Consider the following 20,303-nt stretch of genomic DNA (forward strand, 5'->3'; position numbering starts at 1 on the left):
CTAACGCCATGTTTGTGTTAGACGGCAAATTGATAACCCCGTTAACCCAGGATACTATTTTAGATGGTGTAACCCGCGATACGGTTATTACACTGGCAAAAGATTGGGGATTCCCGGTTGAGGAGCGTAATGTTGCTGTTGCCGAAATTATTGAAGGTGCCAAAAACGGCAAACTGACTGATGCCTTTGGCGCAGGCACCGCCGCCACTATAGCACCGGTTGGCTCTATCAGTTGGAATGGCGAGGAGTATACCCTTATTGATCCGAAAGAAAGAGCTTTCTCTCAAAAAGTATTAAAAACCCTTGATGCTATCCGTTACGGAAACGGCCCGGATGTGCATGGATGGAATTATTTTGTATAGAAGATTAGTTATTAAAGATTAAAGATTTGAGCCTAACGCTCGTCTTATACCATAAAGAGAAAGCCTTGCAATATTGCCGGGCTTTCTCTTTATACCTTTATGGACTCTTCAACCAATCTTTAATCTTCAATCAGTAATCTTTACAGCTCAATCCACACTAACCGTCAATCCTTCTTGTTGAAGTATTTTACGATAAACCTCTACTTCGGTAAATGAACCTTCTAACACGGCGCATTTGCCTTCGTTATGCACTTTCCAGGCAATGCGTTCGGCCGGCTTTCGGTATAATCCGGGTATTTTATCATGCAATGGATAACATGATCAAAGGTATTATGGTCATCGTTCCATAATATAAGGCGATGCAGCTCTTTAAATCCTGCCAGTAATTCTTCCAGCGTAAAGGTCTGTTCTTGTGTTTCTGTAGTCGACATCTGTGATCACAAAAATACTTAAAAAATGTTATTTAAGTAAATCTATAACTGCCTAAAACTTATTCTTCCACATCATGCTCTCTACAGGGCGGGTAGTTTTGTTGTTGTATTTGGCGTTGCTTTTGGTATTATACAGTGTTTCTATATCGCCCTCCACAACAAAATAAATTAGCTGGCCAATGGGCATACCGGGGTAAATCTTTACTGGTTGCGCGCATGATATCTCCAGTGTCCGGTATTGCAAAAACCTACATCGCCCTTGCCAGCGGTGGCATGAATATCAATCCCTAACCGGCCGGTGCTTGATTTACCTTCTAAAAACGGGACGTGCATATGCGTTTCGGTATATTCAACAGTTACGCCTAAGTACAAAGTGTTAGGTTGTAAAATAAAGCCTTCCTTCGGGATCTCAAAGCTGTCTATCTCGTTATGAACTTTGGCATCCAACACCCGGCTTTTGTAGGTTGCCGGGTATTTTCCTAAATGCACGTCGTATGAATTTGTGCCCAAACATTCGCGCTTAAAGGGTTCAATTACTATGTGGCCTTTTTCAATTTCTTCAAGAATACGCTTATCAGACAATATCATAAAACAAGGAATGGGATTTTGGCTAAAATTAGAATTATTTGCTCTAAGTTTGTGCTGCTTTTTGCAATTTTACTTTTATGGCGATAGCTTACAGGCAACGGGTTGATGACGATACTGAATTTGCACTCTGGAAAATAGAGGAACAGGCCGAGGACCTGTATAATCAGTTGCAATTAAATGATGAGGAAAAAGCCTTTGTTGAAAAAATAAGTAATGGCAAGCGCCACCTGCATTGGTTAGGCACACGTGTTTTATTACGCAAAATGCTGCGAACCGAAGAATATATTGACTGCCAGGTTGATGATCATGGCAAACCTTACTGGTATCGCTCCCGTATCATATATCGTTAAGCCACTCGTTTGATTACGCAGCGGTAATGATCAGTAAGAAAAGTCCGGTAGGTATTGATATAGAACAGGTAAAAGAAAAAGTTGAGCGTATAGCCGCCCGCTTTTTATCGCCACAAGAGTTAGATTTTATTGGTACTGATAATCGTATAGCCAAACTTTATGCCTGCTGGTGTGCCAAAGAAGCTGTATATAAGTGCTACGGACAAAAGGAAGTATCATTTATGGATGATATTTTATTAGCACCGTTTACTTACGCAGAGCAGGGTCAGTTAAATGCCACATTAACCAAGGGTGCGGTAAAAAATGAATATAACGTAGGATATTTGCAATACGAAGACTACATGATTGGTTACGTAAAGGGATAAGATGAAGAACAAAAAAGTTACCGTACAGGACTGGGAATTGATTGACTACAAAGAAGCCTGGGCGAAACAGGAAGAATTGTTTAAGGCTACCATCGCACTTAAAATGGAGATTCGCAACCGCCAGTTGGCTCTTGCAGGCGATGCACCGGTTGATGACATCATAACACCTAACTATCTTGTTTTTTGCGAGCATCCGCATGTATATACTTTGGGTAACAGCGGCAAGCCTGAGCATTTATTACTTGACGAACAGGGACTGCAGGATAATGATGCTACCTACTATCATATTAACCGCGGCGGCGATATAACATATCACGGACCGGGGCAAATTGTAGCTTATCCTATACTTGATCTGGATAATTTTTTTACAGATATACACCTATACCTTCGCACACTTGAAGAAGCGGTAATACTTACCCCGGCCGATTATGGCATTAAAGCATCACGCTACCCGGGCTATACGGGTGTTTGGTTGGATGCGGATAACGAGCGTGCCCGCAAAATAAGCGCAATGGGTGTACGCTGCAGCCGCTGGGTAACTATGCATGGCCTGGCATTTAATGTAAATAACGATCTTTCTTATTTTAAAAACATTATCCCCTGCGGTATTGATGATAAAGCAGTAACCTCAATACAACAAGAATTAGGGCGCGAGGTTGATATTAAAAAGGTTCAAGATCTTCTTCAACATTATATTTCGGTATTGTTTGAGATGGAGATATTAAAAAACTAAATTAAAAAAGATTTGTTATTCTTGGACACATGTCGTAAATTTGATGACAGATGTCTAAGATATGAGTAAAGAAAAACTATACGTGTTCCCCGAAGAGGATAGCTTTGATTTAACCAACATGGTTAGAGAAGGGGTGCCGTTTCCCTATTTTACCAAGCTATCTAATCATATCCATTTTGATATGGAGGATTGGTCATCATACCTGCATCTTTCTGAGCGCACTATCCAGCGTTATAAAAAAGAGAACAAATCTTTTGATCCGCTTTACTCTGAGCGTATCTTACAAATTGAGCTACTTTATAAAAAGGGCATTGATGTTTTTGGTATAGCTGATAACTTTTACACTGGATGGATACTGTGAGCATACCGCTTGGTAATGTTAAACCCAAGGATCTTTTAGATACTGCATTTGGCATTAATTCAATTTATGATGAGTTGGGCCGCATTGAACACGGTATATTGGCATGATTGTTTACCGGCTTAGCAAGCAGGCCTTTATTAATGATCTATCGGGCTATGGCGCCGAAAAAACGGGCGGTCGCTGGAACAGTAAAGGTATCCCCGTTTTATATACCGCTGCTTCGCGGGCGTTAGCCGTTGTAGAAGTTGCAGTGCATGTGCCCTTCGGCATTGTGCCTGCAAATTATTTCCTGGCTACTATAGATATACCTGATAAAGACATTTTAAAACTCGACCTGAAAGATCTTTCGCCTAACTGGAATAAATACCCATTTGTAAGGGATACGCAGGCCATGGGTAATAATTTTATCAGGAGTAATGAGCATTTGGTATTGCAGGTTCCGTCGGCAACTGTTGAGGGCGATTTTAACTACACGGTAAATCCGCGACACCCGGATTTTAAGAAAGTAAAGGTAAAAAGTATAGATCCTTTTGTGTTTGATATCCGTCTATTTAAGAAATAATAACACCAATTTCACGAATTGCTAACCGAATTTCACGAATTACAATAAACCCTTAACACTCAGGCAGGCTTAGCGGGATATTAATAGCTAATCCGCCATCTGCAGTTTCTTTGTATTTCGAGTTCATGTCCTGCGCGGTTTGCCACATGGTTTTAACCACGGCATCCAGGCTTACTTTGGCATTATCCGGGTTAGTTTGTAAAGCCAGCTGCGAGGCTGTTATTGCTTTAATAGCGCCCATGGTATTGCGCTCAATACAAGGCACCTGCACCAGTCCCCCTATCGGGTCGCAAGTTAGGCCCAGGTGATGTTCCATAGCAATCTCCGCGGCCATCATTACTTGCCGCTGTGAGCCCCCTAAACACTCCGTGAGGCCCGCTGCCGCCATTGCTGATGATACACCTATCTCTGCCTGGCAACCACCCATAGCGGCTGATATGGTAGCTCCTTTTTAAATATACACCCTATCTCTGATGCGGTTAGTAAAAACTGGATGATCCGTTTCTCGTCATACCCATCGCAAAAAACCAAATAGTATTGCAAAACTGCAGGAATAACCCCTGCTGCACCATTAGTAGGCGCGGTAACTACACGGCCAAATGATGCGTTCTCTTCGTTAACCGCCAGTGCGAAGCAGCTTACCCAATCTAATATATTTTGAAAGCCAGTACCTGTTTTACGGATAGCTGCAACCCACTCCTCAAAATTGCTGTAGGTATTTGTGCCGATAAGCTTTTTATTTAAATTGGCTGCGCGGCGTTCTACATTCAGGCCTCCGGGTAATTTGCCTTTGGTATGGCTGCCCCGGTACATGCACTGGGCCATTGAATTAAAGATGTTTAGTACACCGGCTTTGGTTTCCTGTTCGCTGCGCCAGGCCAGTTCGTTCTCGGTTACTACTTCTGATATTTTTAGCCCTGTTTTTATACACCAGTGCAACAGATCGCCAGCCGTATCTATCGGGAACGGTAAGTCAACTTCTGCTTTTTGTTGGTTTTGTCCGCCTTCTTTTACTACAAACCCGCCGCCAATAGAATAATAAGTTTCCGAGATTGCTTTACCGGTACTTAAAAATGCCGGAATGTTACCGCGTTAGGGTGATAAGGCAAACTTTCATTGAATAGGAATAGCAGATCCTGGTCGGCCGTAAAATCTATTTCGTGTTTACCGCCCAGTACAATTTTGTGAGTAGTGGTTATCTGGCTTATTTTGGGTGTTACCTCGTCTACTGCAAAAGTTACCGGATCATCACCGCTCAGGCCCAATAATATGGCTATATCTGTACCGTGACCGCGACCTGTTTTAGCCAGCGAACCATATAATAAAATCTTTATTTCTGATACCGATGGCAGTGCGTCGAACTGTTCAAGTGTATGCACAAACTGTTGCGCGGCACGCCGGGGCCGAGCGTATGTGAGCTTGACGGGCCTATGCCTATCTTAAACATATCAAATACAGAAAGTTGTTCGCGTTGCATGTTATGGTTTATCAGGTACCCAGCAGCCTTATGCCGCCGGCTTTAAGATCTTTGATGATCTTTTCCTGCAGGGCAATTTTAACATTCAAAAAGTCGTTGGGCTGCACCCATACGTTTACAGTATAACGTATATGCTCAACTTCAAACGATATAATACCCACTCTTATTGCCGGAGTTTTTAAAACCCCGGAACGGCGTTGATAGCGTCGGTTATTATCTTTTTGCCTGGTCAACATCTACATAATAACCCAGCTTAACTTCAAAATCAAGGCGGCGTTTGCCTTCGCGGGTAACATTTACTATTACCTCGTTAAACAGCTTCCCGTTAGGGATAATAATGGTTTTATTATCAGGGGATAATAGTACGGTATAAAATATTTGTATGGATATAACCCTGCCTTCCTGCCCCTGCGCAAAAATACTGTCGTTAAGCTCAAACGGTTTTAATAATAAAATAAGCACCCCGCCAGCAAAGTTTTGAAACGTGCCTGATAAGGCCAAACCTACTGCTACCGTAAAACCACCTAAAATAGTAGCAAAAGCACTAAACGGAATGCCAACAATAGTCATCACGCCAATTATTAATAAAATATATAGCGCTGTTATAGATAGACTAAGAAAAAATGGTTGTAAAGATGAGTGGACTTCTCTTTTACTCATCCGCTCGCGAATGCGGGTACCAATAAATTTAATGAGCTTTAAACCTATTATCAGTACGGCGATACCGAGTACTACTTTAAGTCCGTTTATTATTAGCCATTGATAGGCTATTATATATATTTGGTGCAGGTAATCTTGTAACTTCATAATGAAGTACGAAGTTACAAATTTTTAGCGTCCGTAAATAGTTACAAACAACGCGGGTACTTTAAACAAAACCCAATCAACTAAGGTTGAATGTATTTGTTTGGTAGTGGGTGTTAACTGTTTCATGTATAGGTATATTCAATTGTTGTGCCTTTTTATTCTTACTTCAAAAGTATATTCAAAATTAGGCTTAATTGTTACCCAATTGTTATCAAATTAATCATTTGATTAACAAATGACCGTTCGTTTACCGGGTTATGACAATGCAGGCTGTACAAAAACACAAAACCCCTGTATGCAAAAACATACAGGGGTTTTAATAATGAGAAGTCTGTAATGATCAGCAGATTACATCATGCCGCCCATGCCGCCGCCGCCCATTGGTGGGTGACCGCCAGCTGGTGCTTCTTCAGGTTCGTCAGCCAATACACATTCTGTTGTTAACAACATAGCTGCAATTGATGCTGCGTTCTCTAAAGCCACACGGCTTACTTTAGTTGGGTCGATAACACCTGCACCAATTAAGTTCTCAAACTTATCAGTACGTGCATTGTAACCAAAATCGGCTGTGCCTTCTTTTACTTTTTGTACGATGATAGAACCTTCAATACCTGCGTTCTCGCAGATCTGACGTAATGGCTCTTCGATAGCACGACGGATAATCTGGATACCAGTGTTCTCGTCTTCGTTATCACCTTTCAGATTAGTTAAAGCTGCTACTGCGCGGATGAAAGCAACACCACCACCTGCTACGATACCTTCTTCAACAGCCGCACGGGTTGCGTGTAAAGCATCGTCAACACGATCTTTCTTTTCTTTCATTTCAACTTCAGATGCAGCACCGATGTATAATACAGCAACACCGCCTGATAATTTAGCTAAACGCTCTTGCAATTTTTCTTTATCGTAATCAGAAGTAGTGGCCTCCATAGAAGCACGAATTTCGCCAACACGAGCCTGGATAGCATCTGCGCTACCCGCACCATCTATAATAGTTGTGTTGTCTTTATCGATAATGATCTTTTCTGCCTGGCCTAAGTCGCTTAATTCAGCTGATTCTAATTTGATACCTTTTTCTTCAGAAATTACAGTACCACCGGTTAAGGTAGCAATGTCTTCCAAAATAGCTTTACGACGATCGCCAAAGCCCGGTGCTTTAACAGCAGCAACTTTTAGTGAGCCACGGATTTTATTTACTACTAAAGTTGATAGCGCTTCGCCATCCAAATCTTCAGCAATAATTAATAATGGCTTTCCTGTTTGTACTTGTTTTTCAAGTATTGGAAGTATCTCTTTCATTGAAGAGATCTTTTTGTCGTAGATCAAAATGTAAGGGTTTTCCAACTCAGCTTCCATTTTGTCTGTATTGGTTACAAAATAAGCCGACAGGTAACCACGGTCAAACTGCATACCTTCTACAGTTTTAACTTCAGTTTCGGTACCTTTTGCCTCTTCAACAGTTATAACACCGCCTGTACCAACTTTTTGCATTGCATCAGCAATCATTTCGCCAATAACGTCATCATTGTTAGCAGAGATTGAAGCTACTTGTTTGATCTTGCTGAAATCATCACCAACATCTTGTTTTTGAGCTTTTAAGTTCTCAACAACAACTTTAACTGCTTTGTCAATACCACGTTTCAAATCCATTGGGTTTGCACCTGCAGCTACGTTTTTAATACCTGCAGTAACAATTGCCTGTGCCAATACAGTTGCAGTAGTAGTACCATCACCTGCAATATCAGCGGTTTTTGATGCAACTTCTTTCACCATTTGGGCACCCATGTTTTCGATAGGGTCTTTCAGTTCAATTTCTTTAGCTACAGTAACACCATCTTTAGTTACAGCCGGTGAACCAAACTTCTTGTCAATAATTACGTGACGGCCTTTTGGACCTAACGTTACTTTAACCGCGTTAGCTAAAGTGTCAACACCTCTTTTCAGGGCGTCTCTTGCCTCAACATTATATTTTACTTGCTTTGCCATTCTTAATTAATTTTTGAATTAATGATTTATTGAATTATTGATTTTTATTATGAGGACAGAAGTCCTTCAATATTCAATAATTATAACACAATATAAATATCCGATTCTCTCATTATCAGGTAGTCCTTACCTTCAATTGTAACTTCTTGTCCGGCAAATTTTCCGTAAAGAACTTTATCTCCAGCTTTTACTGATAACGGTATTAAATTACCTGTAGAATCAGCGTATCTGCCCGGGCCAACAGCAACAACTTGTCCGTGTTGTGGTTTTCCTGCGCGGTCTCAGGAATGTAAATACCCGAAGCGGTTTTTGTTTCGGCCGGTGCAGCTTCTACTACTACCCTGTCTCCGATAGGTTTAATGTTTAATGACATACTAATATTTATTTATTGGTTATTATAAGTTATACTTTGCTTGCTTTTACACATCAATTATGCCAAGCGTAAAAATTGACACATATCCTGTTGTATTGTCAGATTTAAGTAACCCAGCAAATTTATAGGATTACTTAATCAATCTATCAATGCCATGATGACAGTAGCTTAATGCAAAAAAGGCTTTGAAGTTCTCTCCAAAGCCTTTTTAATTATAAAGTTTTTATCAGCTTATTTTTTTGCCGGGGTTGCCGGTAATGTCAACGGTTGCGTAGCAGGTGCTGCCGGTGCAGTTGTTGGTGTTGCTTTTAATGATTTTTGAATTTGATCATTATACTCTGAATTAGATTTTGATACACCACTTTTTGTAACAACATTAATTGCTAATGCTAATATCATTAAGGTTATAGCCAGTCCCCGGTACCTTTTTCTAAAAAATCGCCGGTTTTTGCACACCCATTAATTGAGATGAGCTTGAAAAGTTTGATGATAAGCCACCACCCTTAGGGTTTTGGATCAATACAATAAGGCCCAAAAGCGCGCACACAATAACAACAAGGATCACTAATACGATATACATTTCTTTATCTTAATTTATTTTATTTTCTAACTGTTCAATTTGGCCTGCAAAGTAAAGGCTTTTTTCCGGATATTTCAACATCAATTTTTTATACGTCAATATGGCTTTATGATAAAGCATTTGTTCGGTATAAATACGGGCCAATGTTTCTGTAACTAATTCTTCTTTATCTTCCGAACTGCGTTTGGCCTTATTTTCCGTATCAAGCTTGTTACCGCTTGGGGGCTGAATATGTGGCTCCTGCTGTATAAAGCGTTCAATTATTTTATCCTCTTTACGATCATGAGGCGCAGCTGATGTTTTTGGTGGATTTTTATCCAAATCAGCAAGCGGACTATGGCTTACTATATTTTGATAATATTGCTTTTGCAATTCATCTACTACTCCGCTGGTTGCTTTAGGCGCGGGCGGCGGAGACGTACGGTTGTTTACGTAAGGCTGATATATATTGGCGTGTTCTTTACGGGTTTTATCTAACCACCACATAAAGGTGTACGGCATTTTCTCGTCGTTGTAGTTTGCCGGGTTGCTTTTTGCCTGGCGCTGCATTGTTTGCGGCTGTATAGCGGGGCCATCCTGTGCTAAAACAGCTGGATGCGTATCTGTTTGTACCGGCTCTGGTACAGCAACAGGTTCTTCATGCTTTGGCTCGTAAAAATACGCTTCACTGGCCTCTGCCCTTGCAGCAGCCTCTTTATTTTCTTCTTCTTTAGCTGATTTATTGATGATGGCCAACTGCTCCAGGCCAATATCTTCTATACTTACTATCTCATCATATACCTCGTCATCAATAGCCTGGTGGAAATACCGTTCATCATATGATGATACAGTTGCTGTTGGCGTAGCTTCGCTTTCTGTTAGATAAGCTTCGTATTGCTGAGCAAGCGAATTTCCTTCAGGTGGCGCTGGCCGCGTTGCCTCCATCTCTTCTTCCCACGTAACGGGATTTTCAGGTTCGTGCAAATAATTTTCCTGCGTTGCATATGTATCTATCGCCGACTCTGATTGAGCTTGCACATCATCAGCAGGTGTTAGCGGCTGATTATATGTTTGAGGTTCCTCTTGGATATATGCGGTTTCACTTTCGCTCAAAGGGTCAGCCACTGGTTCAGCAAAAGTATGGTAAGCTAATGTATTATCAATTGGGGTAACGTCAGCCACCGGTTCGGAAAAAGTATTGTACGGTGTATGGGTATAATCCTCTGTAACCCTATTCTCCGCGCTATCATCAACAATAGGTATATACGGTGCTTCCGGTTCGGGTTCAACTCCGAGGCGGCACAAACGGCTCTGCCCCGGGTATATTAAAATAAGTATCGGTTGCTACCACTGGTGGCTCATCGCTAAAAACAATCTGCCCGGCTGTTACGTGTGGCAAACTATCTGGCGCGGTAGCTAATTTATGTAGTGTACGCGGATTAAAATAAGCAGCCGCATGTTTTAAATGACGCTTATCGCCATTAGGCATCAAAAGCGCACGCAAGGCCCCGCTTTGCGGAAAATCGGTTACTAACGATTGTAAATTGAATATATAAGAGTGATTAGGATCAGCCGGGTTGGCTAATAGCTTCCATAAAAATTCGTATTCTGCGTTATCTACTTGTTCGTTCACGGGGATGAAGCTATAAAATACTTACCAATTATTAAAGGCCTTATTAAAAATATCGTCAACAAGCTGTTTCACTATGGTCCGTATCAAGGCCTGCTCCTGCGAGTTAATGTCCCCGGTAAAATTAGCCGTTTTAGTAAAAGCCTGATCAAAATTAAGTTTTTATCAGCATCATACACAAATTTAACCCTAACTGTAATAGTTAAAACACTGGCATTGGCAATTGGCGCCTGGTTTGGATTAGTGGCACGGATAGAAACCGGTGCATAATTATACCCGGTGATAGAACCACCCATGTTAGCCTTACCCTCGGCGGTAACAATACTTATTTTGGTTGTAGAACGGATGCGCTCTTTCAATGCCTCTGTAAACACACGGCTTAAGTTGGATACTACGATGGGTGCATCATTCTCAAAAATCGATATGTATGGTAGTCATCGCGGGGGGGACTGCCGACCCGGATAGTGTATAACAGCCCGGCGAAACAAAAATCAATGCGCCTAATACCAACAACAAACCCAGTAACCTTTTCATCAACCCTATAAATTTAATTCTTTTATTTTTCTGTACAACGTTCTTTCTGATATGCCCAACTCATTTGCAGCCAGCTTGCGTTTGCCTTTATGTTTTTTTAAGGCCTTGCGGATCAGGTCGGATTCCTTCTCTATTAAAGATAAAGACTCTTCCACCTCTTCGGCATCGTGCGTTATGTTATAGCCATCATTATTGTTGTTAATAACGGGTTGTTGTATAGTAAATTGTTGCTCGGTACTACCCGGCATTTCAATATCACGATAAAGTTGATTGATAGCCTGCGATTGATTGGCAAAACCGGTGTTACCCCGCCATGCTCGATGATATCAGCCACCAGTTTTTTAAGCTCCACCATGTCGCGTTTCATATCAAACAATACTTTGTATAATATATCGCGCTCACTAAAATCCTCCTTACCCGGTTACCTATGCGCATTGGCAGATTTTTACCATTGGCTTCCTGCGGGATGTAGGTTAGCAACGTTTGACCGGTAATTACATGCTCGCGCTCTAAAACGGCCAGTTGTTCGGCCATATTTTTTAGCTGGCGCACATTACCCGGCCATGAATAGTTGATCAACACCTGTTGCGCTTCTTCATCTAACTGAATTGGCGGTGTACGGTATTTATCGGTAAAGTCTGATGTAAATTTCCTGAAAAGCAGGTAAATGTCTTCTTTCCTGTCGCGCAATGGCGGTATACGTAATGGCACCGTATTTAAACGATAGTAAAGATCCTCGCGGAACTTACCATTCTTTACCGCGTCATAAACATCAACGTTGGTTGCTGCTATAACGCGCACATTGGTTTTTTCAACCTTTGATGACCCTACCTTGATATATTGCCCCGACTCTAAAACACGCAATAAACGCGCCTGCGTTCCTAATGGCATCTCAGCAATCTCATCCGGGAAGATCGTTCCGCCATTCACCGTTTCAAAATATCCCTTACGCTCGCCAACGGCGCCGGTATAAGCACCTTTCTCATGGCCGAATAATTCCGAGTCGATTGTACCTTCAGGTATGGCACCGCAGTTAACCGCTATAAACGGACCATGCTTGCGCGGGCTCATCTGGTGAATAATGTGCGAGAAAACCTCTTTACCGCTACCACTCTCGCCTGTTATTAAAACAGAGATATCAGTAGGTGCAACCTGGTTAGCTATATTTATTGCCCGGTTTAATAATGGCGAGTTGCCTATTATGCCGTAGCGTTGTTTAATTTCTTGTATTTCCATGCCCCCTAACCCCTAAAGGGAGAATAATGTAGGTTAATTAATTAGTCAATTATTCGTCCCATCAATGTAGCCGTTGTACATCTTTCGGCGATAACATTTACATATTGGCCCGGTTTAAATCTTTCATCTACCGGGAACACCATCATTGCGTTTTGATCTGTACGGCCGGCGTAATCGTTTTTGATTTTTTGAGAATCCTTCAATCAGTACCCTTTGCACTTTACCAATTTGACGCTGTAAACGCACTAAAGAATATTTCTGCTGTAGCGCCACAATCTCCGTTAACCTTGCGGCTTTAACCGCTTCCGGGATATCATCGGCATAACGTTTGGCAGCTAATGTGCCCGGACGCTCGCTATACATAAACATGTAGGCAAAATCGTATTGCACGTACTCCATCATGCTTACGGTTTCTTTATGCTCTTCGTCAGTTTCTGTACAGAAACCTGTTATCACATCAGTTGATATCGCACATTCCGGAATGATACGGCGGATAGCATCAATCCTGTTAATGTACCATTCGCGGGTATAAGTACGGTTCATCAGTTCCAGCACACGGCTGTTACCTGATTGTACCGGTAGGTGAATATAATTACAAATATTGTCGTATTTAGCGATGGTATATAAAACTTCGTCAGTAATATCCTTTGGGTGCGAAGTTGAAAAACGCACGCGCAGCTCAGGACTAATCAAAGCCACTAACTCTAACAAGTTAGCAAAATTAACTTTATTGGTTCCGTCCTCATTTTCCCATTTGTAGCTATCCACGTTCTGCCCCAATAAAGTAACTTCACGGTATCCTTTATTAAACAGATCAGTAGATTCTGGACGATAGAAAACGGATCGCGGCTACGTTCGCGGCCGCGGGTAAATGGTACCACACAGAACGAGCACATATTATCACAGCCACGCATAATGGATACAAAAGCATTAATCCCATTACTATTTAAGCGCACCGGGCTTATATCAGCATAAGTTTCTTCACGCGATAATAACACATTAACGGCTTTCTGGCCGCTGTCAACTGGTCTATTAAGTTTGGCAGGTCGCGGTAAGCATCAGGGCCTACTACAACGTCAACAAGTTTTTCTTCTTCTAAAAATTTAGCTTTTAAGCGCTCGGCCATGCAGCCCAGCACACCAACCACCATTCCGGGGTTTTTACCTTTGGCTACCTTAAATTCCTTCAGGCGGTTACGCACGCGTGTCTCGGCGTTTTCACGGATAGAACACGTGTTGATGAAGATCACATCGGCGTTGTTAAAATCGCCGGTGGTTTCAAAGCCCTGCTCTGATAATATAGAAGCAACTATCTCGCTGTCAGAAAAATTCATGGCGCAGCCGTAACTTTCTATATACAGCTTACGCCCGCTATTTTTGCCCTCAACAGGGTCTAATATTAAAGCTTCGCCCTGTCTGCTCTCATCATGTGCTTTATCCGGAATAACCAAATCCATCATTGTTGTTAAAATTGAGCAGCAAAAATACATAAAATTTATATACAAGGTGACAGATTGGCAGAATTATGAAAGTTAAATTACTATGCTAACATTATTATTCTGTGCAGGAATAATTCATATTTAACAAAACGCTGTTTTTGGTGTTGTAAATGAAAGCTTTAGTGAATGACCACAACCCATACGCCCCCAAAATATACTATCCGGATATGGCCAATAGTAATATTGGTATTTATATTCCTTTTAGGGGTACCGGCTGGTATTTATATAAAAGATATATAGCAGGAGATAAATGGAAACCGCTGCTGCAAGCCAAGCTGAAAGAAATGGTGCTAAAATCCACAGACAGCTTGTACCATATTGAATACTCTAACTTCGATCTCGACCTTGCATCAGGCGATGCAACGCTTAGTGATTTTAAGCTGGTCCCGGATTCGGCAGTGTATGAAAAATTAGTGTCTGCTCAAAAAGCACCCGATAACCTGTTTACGCTTAGTGTTAAAAAGCTTAGTATAAAAAATGTAGGCGCTAAAAAGGCTTACCAGAAAAGGTGCTGATAATAAATAATATCACCATAGATAAGCCCGATCTTACTATTGTAAATAAGCGTTATAGCTTCAATGACACAGTTAAGGTGGGCAAACCTAAAACCCCGTATCAGATCATTAAGGACATATTTAAACAGCTGCGAATAGATTCTATCTCGCTAAAAGATATCAGCGTAAATTATATCAACAAAAGCAACCCGGTAACCGGGCAAACCGCCCTTAAACATTTAGATATTAATATATCACATATATTGATAGATTCATTATCAGCTTTGGACACCACCCGCTTTTACTACACCAAAGGCATTGAGTTTATATTGCATGATTATAAAATTGCAACGCCCGACAGCATGTATAAGGCTGATCTGAAACAGATCTACTTTTCGACCGCGAAGCGCGAGATCATACTGGATAAGGTAGATTTTTTACCCCGATATAATCACGCCGATTTTTATAAAAAGCTGGGTACATCAGGCGATATCTTTACCTTAAAATTTAAAAAGATAGCCATAACAGATATTGATCTGCAACGTTTCCTGCGCGACCAAAAGCTATATGCAGGTGTTATGGATATCGCTAATGCCAATGTACTGATCTACAGCAACAGCAATTATAAAGGCAAAAAGTCAATTAAGATAGGCCATGACCCGCACCAGGCTTTACAGCGCGTAGCCTTGGATATGAAGCTAACGCGATTAAATATCAGGCATACTGATATTATTTATTCTGAATTGGATGCTACTACCCAGCAAACCGGCATCATTAAATTCACCAATACAAACGGCTACATTTTAAACGTAACTAATGATGCTGATGTTAAAAAGATCAACCCTTTTATGAGGGCCCACATTAACACCCGTTTTATGGATGCAGCGCCGCTGCAGGTAAATTTCAAGTTCAATTTAAATGCTAAAAATGGGGCATTTAACTACTCGGGCGCATTAGGTAAATTTGATGGGCGGATATTAGATAAGCTGGTAAAGCCTTTGGCATTGGTACACGTACAAAGTGCCGATGTGGACAGGCTAACCTTTAATGTAGATGCCAATAACTATAATGGCAAGGGGCATTTAGAATTTTATTACCGGAACCTGAATGTGCAGCTACTTAAAAAGGTTGACGGGCAGGCAAAATTGCAAACAGCGGGCTTTATATCAAAAATTGCTAACACCTTGATCATCTACAATGATAACCCGACCAAGGGAAAATTCAGGCCCGGACCGATTAATTTAAAACGCGAGCCGACAACCTCTTTCTTTAGTTTTTTATATAAGGGATTGCTTGATGGTTTAAAACCAAGTGTTGGCTTCGATAAAAAAACCGAAGGCAAGGTTAATAAAGTGGTAGCCAAAGTAAGTACCTTAGTTGATAAGTTTAATAAATTTAAAGCCGATCACAAACAACGTAAATTAGAACGCCAGGCCCGCCGCCAGGCAAAAAAGACTCGATAGCAAATCTTAAAAAACCTGTAAATAAATAATAATGGCGTTAGCATTTTTAAAGCAAAAAGGCATAAAGTAACGCTCGCCATTTTTGTGTCGGTTACGATAGTTGTTTTGTTGGTAGCGTTTGTGGTTAACCGGTACTGGTCGCCTATTTTGGCCGGTAAGATAAAAAACGGTGTTGCAAAAGGCAGTAACGGATTGTATAAGGTTGACTTTGCCGATGTAAAACTAAACATACTGGAAGGTAAGCTTATTTTTTACAACTTAACTTTTAAGCCCGATACCGACGTTTACAATAAGCAAAACAAGCAGCACCTTGCTCCCAATACTTTGTTTGAATTGCATGCACAGCGGCTGGTATTATCGCATATACATCCCTTTAAACTGTATTTTAACCACCTGCTTGATATAAACCAGATGGTGTTAACCAATCCTGAAATACGAATTACCTACCTCCTAAATAAAGATAAAGATACCGTAACGGCAGATAACCGAACCCTCTGGCAAAAGGTTAAGCCTGACCTGAGATCAATACATATTGGCAATATATTTTTAAATAACGCCAACTTTAAATATTACAACCATGCTACCGGCAAGCCCATGTTAACAGAGTTAAAGGAAATGGACATGCATGGCAATGACTTGCTCATAGACTCGGCAACGCAAACGGATAAATCACGCTTTCTTTACTTTAAAGATGTAGTGGCCGACCTGAATAATTACAAAAGCAAATCTGCCAATGGCTTATATACTTACAGCGTTAAGCGGCTTAAACTATCAACCCGTTTATCGCAAGTAAATGCCGTGGAGCTAAGCTGGGAACCGGTTAAAACAGCCTTGTTTATTAAAAGCACCCGCAAGGATAAATTCAGCTTAAAGCTGGATTCGGCACAGCTTAACAACTTTGATTTTTTATTTTATCATAAATACCGCACCATCAGTTGTTCCAGCTTGATATTGAGCAATGGCAATTTTGACATTTTCAATAATCCCAATAAAATTAAAACGTTTAAAAATAAGATAACCAGTTTCCCCGGTATAGCAGTACATCGCTTAAAAACCGAGGTTAAAATTGATACCGTTATTATTAAACATGTAGACATAAACTATAGTGAATTCAATAAGAAATCGCGACAGATAGGTACGATATCATTTAACAATACCAATGCTAAAGTATTTAACTTCACGAATAACAAAATCGCACTGCAAAAAAATAATATTGGCAAGATCCGGGTAAGCAGCCGTTTCATGGATCATGGTAAGTTAGATGTAGCTTTTGTTTTTAATTTAACAGATAAGAATGCATCCTACAGTTATAAAGGCAGCTTAGGCACAATGGGACTGCAAGCGGTCAACCCTGCAACTATTCCGCTGGCCATGATAAAAATATCATCGGGCACACTTAAATCTTTAAACTTTGATTTTAAAGCAGACAGCAAAAGATCAAAAGGAAAAGTCATCTTTTTATACAACGACCTTAAAGTAAACATCTTAAGGGCCGACACCACTAATGCTATACTCAAGAAGAAGCTGATAGAGACGTTGTTTGCCAACCTATTTATATTGAAACACAACAACCCGGATAAAGAGGGAGAAATACCGCGCACATTCAACGTAAATTACACCAGGCCCATTAATACCACTTTCTTTTCCACCCTATGGAAAACGTTACTTATAGGCATTAAACCGGCGGTAGGTTATGACGATAAAACACGTAAAGCGGCAACCGAACGTATGGCGCAGGGCGATCTGAACAAAAAAATCGCCAGACAAAAAAGAAATGCGCAAACAACGACGTGCACAGCGTAAACTAAAAAAGGAGTTGGAGAAGCGGCAGAAAGAGGCAGATAAAGCAGCAAAAGGCAAACAATAACTACTTGCTTTTATTGAAGCAACAGTTTCAGGTTAAAACCAAAATTTGTAAACGACGTATTGAAAGCCTGCGAGGTATATGGCTTAGTCATGTTAGTATCGTAAAATATATTCAAGATAAAACGCTCGCTGATGGTATAATCAATTGCCGGTCGATAGGTAATATTTTGTGCGCCCGAAAGGATTTGCGCGGCTGTAACATCTGCACGGTATATCAACGTCTTATTATCGCGCAATGCGAAATCTAATTTAAAGTTCAGGTCGTTTTTCAATATCAGGTTATTAAACAATCCAAACGGGAACCTGAAGTTCCTTGTTCGGTAACCAAAGCCAAAACCTATAACACGGGTATTTAACTGGGTAAGCTGGCTGTTTAGTAAGCTTAAGTTCAGGTCGCGGGTTTGGCGGTATTCTACATTAGTTGTTACGTTGTTTTTAAACCTTACGGTGATACCTATCAGCGGTACAAATTGCTCCAGTATACTTATCTGCGAAAACTGGTAGCGCGGCAGGAAATCGTTATTTACATCCCTCGCGCTCGATGCGCCATTGGTTTCGTTGTATTGTAATAAAGTATTGTAACCACTTACTAAATAGGACGACCGGTATTCATGATCGATGTCAAATGATTCAAACAAGTCCTCGGAAAAAGGGCAGGCGACTAAGGCCGGTATATTTTACGCGCCAGTTAGGGATAGGGATGCTTGGAAATTGAGTGAGATTTGCGCCCGACGCGTCCTTACCGGTATAAGCCGCCCGGGAACGCCGGCACCAATACATTTTGCGAGTTTGGCCCATAACCATCGGCAAATCCGCCTGCTCCTACCCCGCCCGAATTTGGATTGCCCCTGCCTAACCTTTTTGAAATTTCGGCCCGGTTATCCGGGGAACTTCTGGAACGGTGCCGAGGTATTGTTAACCCCGCTCTCTCTTGAAAAAGCGGTAGCCAGCGAAAAATAAGATATACTGTAATTCCCCGTGGTTGATGGTGCCGGGTTTTCGAAATTACCACTGCTGCTTAAAAATTTAAAATTGGTTTGGTAAGTACGGTCCTGCGATTTAAATGCGGTAAATTGAATCCGAAGATCGGGGGTCGGGTCAACGCTTGCCCTTAATTGCAGATCCTCTTTAATGGTTTGTAAATAAAGTTGATTTTGCAGGGTATCTCTTGAGATCCAGTTATTATTGATGGCCCTATTACGGATATCCGCCTGGCTGCCCAATAAAAAGCCAATCCCCGGCGCGTCATAACTCAAATCTTCGCCAAATAAATTTGATTGTGGTAAGTATCCTGGTAAGAATGTACCGTCTGTACGCGAATAGTTAGCACTCGCGCCTTTAATACTCGTTATAAAACCTACCATCAGCCTGGTAAACGCGCTGCTATTTGGATCGGCTCCGTTTCTTAAAAAAGCAAACCTGCTGTACAGCCGGGTAAAGTCAATAGCCGGGTCCAACTGTATGGTACGCGCGTTTTGGATACTGTTACCTACATTAAATTGCGGGTTGTTAATAGCAAACTCGGGGGCGGCCTGCCGGTAAAATGTGTTGTGTAACGGCTGTTCAGCGTCGCCCAATCCATGTACGGTATCTTATTTATCGGTACGGCATAAGTCAGATCAAGCGTGTGGTTGTAATTTGTGGTACGGCCCAGCTTGCGGATGTTGCGCCAAAGCGTATCAATCTTCAATCCATCCAAACGGCCATAAGGCTCATCAACCACCGATAGATTGGTAGCGTCAATATCCAGTTTTAATGATTTGGTAAGCTTCCAGCCGGCACCATAAGTACGGATAATGTTAAAGTTTTTATTATAGCTGGTCGGAATAAATACCGGGTTAGACGGGTCGGTATTCCTTGGCGAATTTTCTGAATAAAAGCGGTTAAAATTAATATTGAAGTTTAACCGGGTTGGCGCCAGCTAAAATTGATATCACGTATAAGCGCCAGCATATTATTTTTAATGATCTTCTCGAACGGATTAATGTATTTAGGCTCATTAGCGTAATTGTAAGCCAGCTCTAACCGGTAGGTTTTTTGCAGATCGCTTTCCGTAACAAAATCATGGTGCACGTACTCGGTATAAGCATAGCTGGCATGCAAGTTTTCGACATCATACACGCGTACGGGTTTAGCTGTATTTACACGTTCTTTATGCACATCGGTAAAATTGATGCTTTTACGCATGGTATAATCCTCGGCAGCAGTTTTTATAGAGTCGCGCTGTTTAGTTGACGCCGCGCCGGCAAGCGTTTGTTTTAGCGTGATATCAGATTGCGCCGGGTCATACTTCGGTGTGTTAACCTGGTTTGATACGTTTACATAAGTAGGAATTTTAATGCCGGTTTTAGCCGGTAAAAAACGGCCCATATCCATACTTGCAGATATATCATACCCCTGGTTATTGGTTAACTGTCTATCCTCCATCTTCGAGTCGAGCGCGCCAAACCCGGCAGTACTTTTATTGCCGGATACAGTGATATTGGCAAAATCGGCTAATTTAAAATCAGCACGTGCTATAGCGGCCCAACCGCCCCTGGTTATCAAAATCAGTTAACCGCAATTCATCAAACCAAACAATTGCCGACTTGGCAAGTCCATCATCAATCCCGGAAGGCGAGTTGTTCC

The 20,303-nt window shown here is 41.4% G+C and carries 22 protein-coding genes and 7 pseudogenes; 10 read left to right on the forward strand and 19 right to left on the reverse strand.

The window, feature by feature from the left end; all coding sequences use genetic code 11:
* Positions 1–362: aminotransferase class IV (locus HK413_RS12405; protein ID WP_175270356.1), on the forward strand; the 362-nt coding region annotated here is incomplete at its 5' end.
* 147 nt (positions 363–509) lie between these two features.
* Here the strand turns inward: HK413_RS12405 and HK413_RS12410 are convergent.
* A pseudogene (locus tag HK413_RS12410) lies at positions 510–793 on the reverse strand (ATP-dependent Clp protease adaptor ClpS).
* A gap of 52 nt (positions 794–845) precedes the next feature.
* Positions 846–1,381, reverse strand: a pseudogene (gene dcd / locus HK413_RS12415) (dCTP deaminase).
* A gap of 77 nt (positions 1,382–1,458) precedes the next feature.
* On the opposite strand from dcd, the gene HK413_RS21515 reads away from it, so the two are divergent.
* The 6 genes from HK413_RS21515 to HK413_RS12435 all read left to right on the forward strand — a co-directional run bounded on the left by HK413_RS21515 (position 1,459) and on the right by HK413_RS12435 (position 3,752).
* Positions 1,459–1,731, forward strand: coding sequence for a 4'-phosphopantetheinyl transferase family protein (locus HK413_RS21515; RefSeq protein WP_317169567.1), 273 nt, complete (start codon positions 1,459–1,461; stop codon positions 1,729–1,731).
* 26 nt (positions 1,732–1,757) lie between these two features.
* Positions 1,758–2,096: a 4'-phosphopantetheinyl transferase family protein gene (locus HK413_RS21520; protein WP_317169568.1), complete on the forward strand. Its 339-nt coding sequence runs from the start codon at positions 1,758–1,760 to the stop codon at positions 2,094–2,096.
* 1 nt (position 2,097) lies between these two features.
* Positions 2,098–2,829 carry a lipoyl(octanoyl) transferase LipB gene (gene lipB / locus HK413_RS12425; protein WP_175270357.1) on the forward strand — a complete coding sequence of 244 codons (732 nt, stop codon included), beginning with the start codon at positions 2,098–2,100 and terminating at the stop codon, positions 2,827–2,829.
* Positions 2,830–2,890: 61 nt separating this feature from the next.
* Positions 2,891–3,190 carry an antitoxin Xre-like helix-turn-helix domain-containing protein gene (locus tag HK413_RS12430; RefSeq protein ID WP_217452297.1) on the forward strand — a complete coding sequence of 100 codons (300 nt, stop codon included), beginning with the start codon at positions 2,891–2,893 and terminating at the stop codon, positions 3,188–3,190.
* On the forward strand, positions 3,178–3,297 hold the full coding sequence (locus HK413_RS22360) for an antitoxin Xre/MbcA/ParS toxin-binding domain-containing protein (RefSeq protein ID WP_217452298.1): 120 nt from the start codon (positions 3,178–3,180) through the stop codon (positions 3,295–3,297). Before HK413_RS12430 ends, HK413_RS22360 begins: the two co-directional genes overlap by 13 nt.
* A complete protein-coding gene (locus HK413_RS12435) occupies positions 3,294–3,752 on the forward strand; it encodes an RES family NAD+ phosphorylase (RefSeq protein WP_175270358.1) in 459 nt (152 codons plus the stop codon). Before HK413_RS22360 ends, HK413_RS12435 begins: the two co-directional genes overlap by 4 nt.
* A gap of 52 nt (positions 3,753–3,804) precedes the next feature.
* Here the strand turns inward: HK413_RS12435 and HK413_RS22365 are convergent.
* The 13 genes and pseudogenes from HK413_RS22365 to miaB form a co-directional block, all read right to left on the reverse strand.
* Positions 3,805–4,691, reverse strand: a pseudogene (locus tag HK413_RS22365) (L-serine ammonia-lyase).
* Positions 4,692–4,819: 128 nt separating this feature from the next.
* A pseudogene (locus tag HK413_RS22370) lies at positions 4,820–5,229 on the reverse strand (serine dehydratase beta chain).
* An 11-nt stretch (positions 5,230–5,240) separates the two neighbouring features.
* The gene (locus tag HK413_RS12445) at positions 5,241–5,390 is read right to left on the reverse strand and encodes a hypothetical protein (protein ID WP_175270359.1); all 150 of its coding nucleotides are present in this window, start codon (positions 5,388–5,390) and stop codon (positions 5,241–5,243) included.
* Positions 5,391–5,442: 52 nt separating this feature from the next.
* Positions 5,443–6,036, reverse strand: coding sequence for a mechanosensitive ion channel family protein (locus HK413_RS12450; RefSeq protein ID WP_175270360.1), 594 nt, complete (start codon positions 6,034–6,036; stop codon positions 5,443–5,445).
* A 348-nt stretch (positions 6,037–6,384) separates the two neighbouring features.
* Complete coding sequence (groL, locus tag HK413_RS12455) at positions 6,385–8,022, reverse strand: chaperonin GroEL (protein ID WP_175270361.1); 1,638 nt, start codon at positions 8,020–8,022, stop codon at positions 6,385–6,387.
* Between the two features lie 80 nt (positions 8,023–8,102).
* A pseudogene (locus HK413_RS12460) lies at positions 8,103–8,395 on the reverse strand (co-chaperone GroES).
* Positions 8,396–8,626: 231 nt separating this feature from the next.
* Complete coding sequence (locus HK413_RS18425) at positions 8,627–8,794, reverse strand: hypothetical protein (RefSeq protein ID WP_175270362.1); 168 nt, start codon at positions 8,792–8,794, stop codon at positions 8,627–8,629.
* 31 nt (positions 8,795–8,825) lie between these two features.
* Positions 8,826–8,975, reverse strand: a complete 150-nt coding sequence (secG, locus tag HK413_RS18430; protein ID WP_175270363.1) for a preprotein translocase subunit SecG — start codon at positions 8,973–8,975, stop codon at positions 8,826–8,828.
* A 9-nt stretch (positions 8,976–8,984) separates the two neighbouring features.
* On the reverse strand, positions 8,985–10,259 hold the full coding sequence (locus tag HK413_RS12475) for a hypothetical protein (protein ID WP_175270364.1): 1,275 nt from the start codon (positions 10,257–10,259) through the stop codon (positions 8,985–8,987).
* Positions 10,240–10,587 (reverse strand): hypothetical protein, encoded by a 348-nt coding sequence (locus HK413_RS12480; RefSeq protein WP_175270365.1) that lies wholly within the window; start codon positions 10,585–10,587, stop codon positions 10,240–10,242. The genes HK413_RS12475 and HK413_RS12480 overlap by 20 nt, the downstream gene beginning before the upstream one ends.
* Before the next feature lie 83 nt (positions 10,588–10,670).
* Positions 10,671–10,958 carry a hypothetical protein gene (locus HK413_RS12485; RefSeq protein WP_394353176.1) on the reverse strand — a complete coding sequence of 96 codons (288 nt, stop codon included), beginning with the start codon at positions 10,956–10,958 and terminating at the stop codon, positions 10,671–10,673.
* A 165-nt stretch (positions 10,959–11,123) separates the two neighbouring features.
* Positions 11,124–12,354 (reverse strand): annotated as a pseudogene (locus HK413_RS12490) (sigma-54 interaction domain-containing protein).
* Between the two features lie 41 nt (positions 12,355–12,395).
* Positions 12,396–13,813 (reverse strand): annotated as a pseudogene (gene miaB, locus HK413_RS12495) (tRNA (N6-isopentenyl adenosine(37)-C2)-methylthiotransferase MiaB).
* Between the two features lie 149 nt (positions 13,814–13,962).
* Between miaB and HK413_RS12500 the strand changes: the two are divergent.
* The 3 genes from HK413_RS12500 (at position 13,963) to HK413_RS12510 (ending at position 17,612) form a co-directional block, all read left to right on the forward strand.
* Complete coding sequence (locus HK413_RS12500) at positions 13,963–14,367, forward strand: hypothetical protein (RefSeq protein ID WP_175270366.1); 405 nt, start codon at positions 13,963–13,965, stop codon at positions 14,365–14,367.
* Complete coding sequence (locus tag HK413_RS12505) at positions 14,361–15,809, forward strand: hypothetical protein (RefSeq protein ID WP_175270367.1); 1,449 nt, start codon at positions 14,361–14,363, stop codon at positions 15,807–15,809. The genes HK413_RS12500 and HK413_RS12505 overlap by 7 nt, the downstream gene beginning before the upstream one ends.
* Positions 15,810–15,893: 84 nt before the next feature.
* The gene (locus tag HK413_RS12510) at positions 15,894–17,612 is read left to right on the forward strand and encodes a hypothetical protein (RefSeq protein ID WP_175270368.1); all 1,719 of its coding nucleotides are present in this window, start codon (positions 15,894–15,896) and stop codon (positions 17,610–17,612) included.
* Between the two features lie 74 nt (positions 17,613–17,686).
* On the opposite strand, the gene HK413_RS12515 is transcribed toward HK413_RS12510, so the two are convergent.
* From HK413_RS12515 to sov, 4 genes are all read right to left on the reverse strand, one after another.
* A complete protein-coding gene (locus tag HK413_RS12515; RefSeq protein ID WP_175270369.1) occupies positions 17,687–18,313 on the reverse strand; it encodes a hypothetical protein in 627 nt (208 codons plus the stop codon).
* Between the two features lie 240 nt (positions 18,314–18,553).
* Complete coding sequence (locus HK413_RS12520; protein WP_175270370.1) at positions 18,554–19,252, reverse strand: hypothetical protein; 699 nt, start codon at positions 19,250–19,252, stop codon at positions 18,554–18,556.
* Positions 19,165–19,398, reverse strand: coding sequence for a hypothetical protein (locus HK413_RS12525; RefSeq protein WP_175270371.1), 234 nt, complete (start codon positions 19,396–19,398; stop codon positions 19,165–19,167). Before HK413_RS12525 ends, HK413_RS12520 begins: the two co-directional genes overlap by 88 nt.
* 179 nt (positions 19,399–19,577) lie before the next feature.
* A complete protein-coding gene (gene sov, locus HK413_RS12530) occupies positions 19,578–20,222 on the reverse strand; it encodes a T9SS outer membrane translocon Sov/SprA (protein ID WP_175270372.1) in 645 nt (214 codons plus the stop codon).
* Positions 20,223–20,303 lie beyond the last annotated feature (81 nt).

Source organism: Mucilaginibacter humi, from assembly GCF_013087555.1.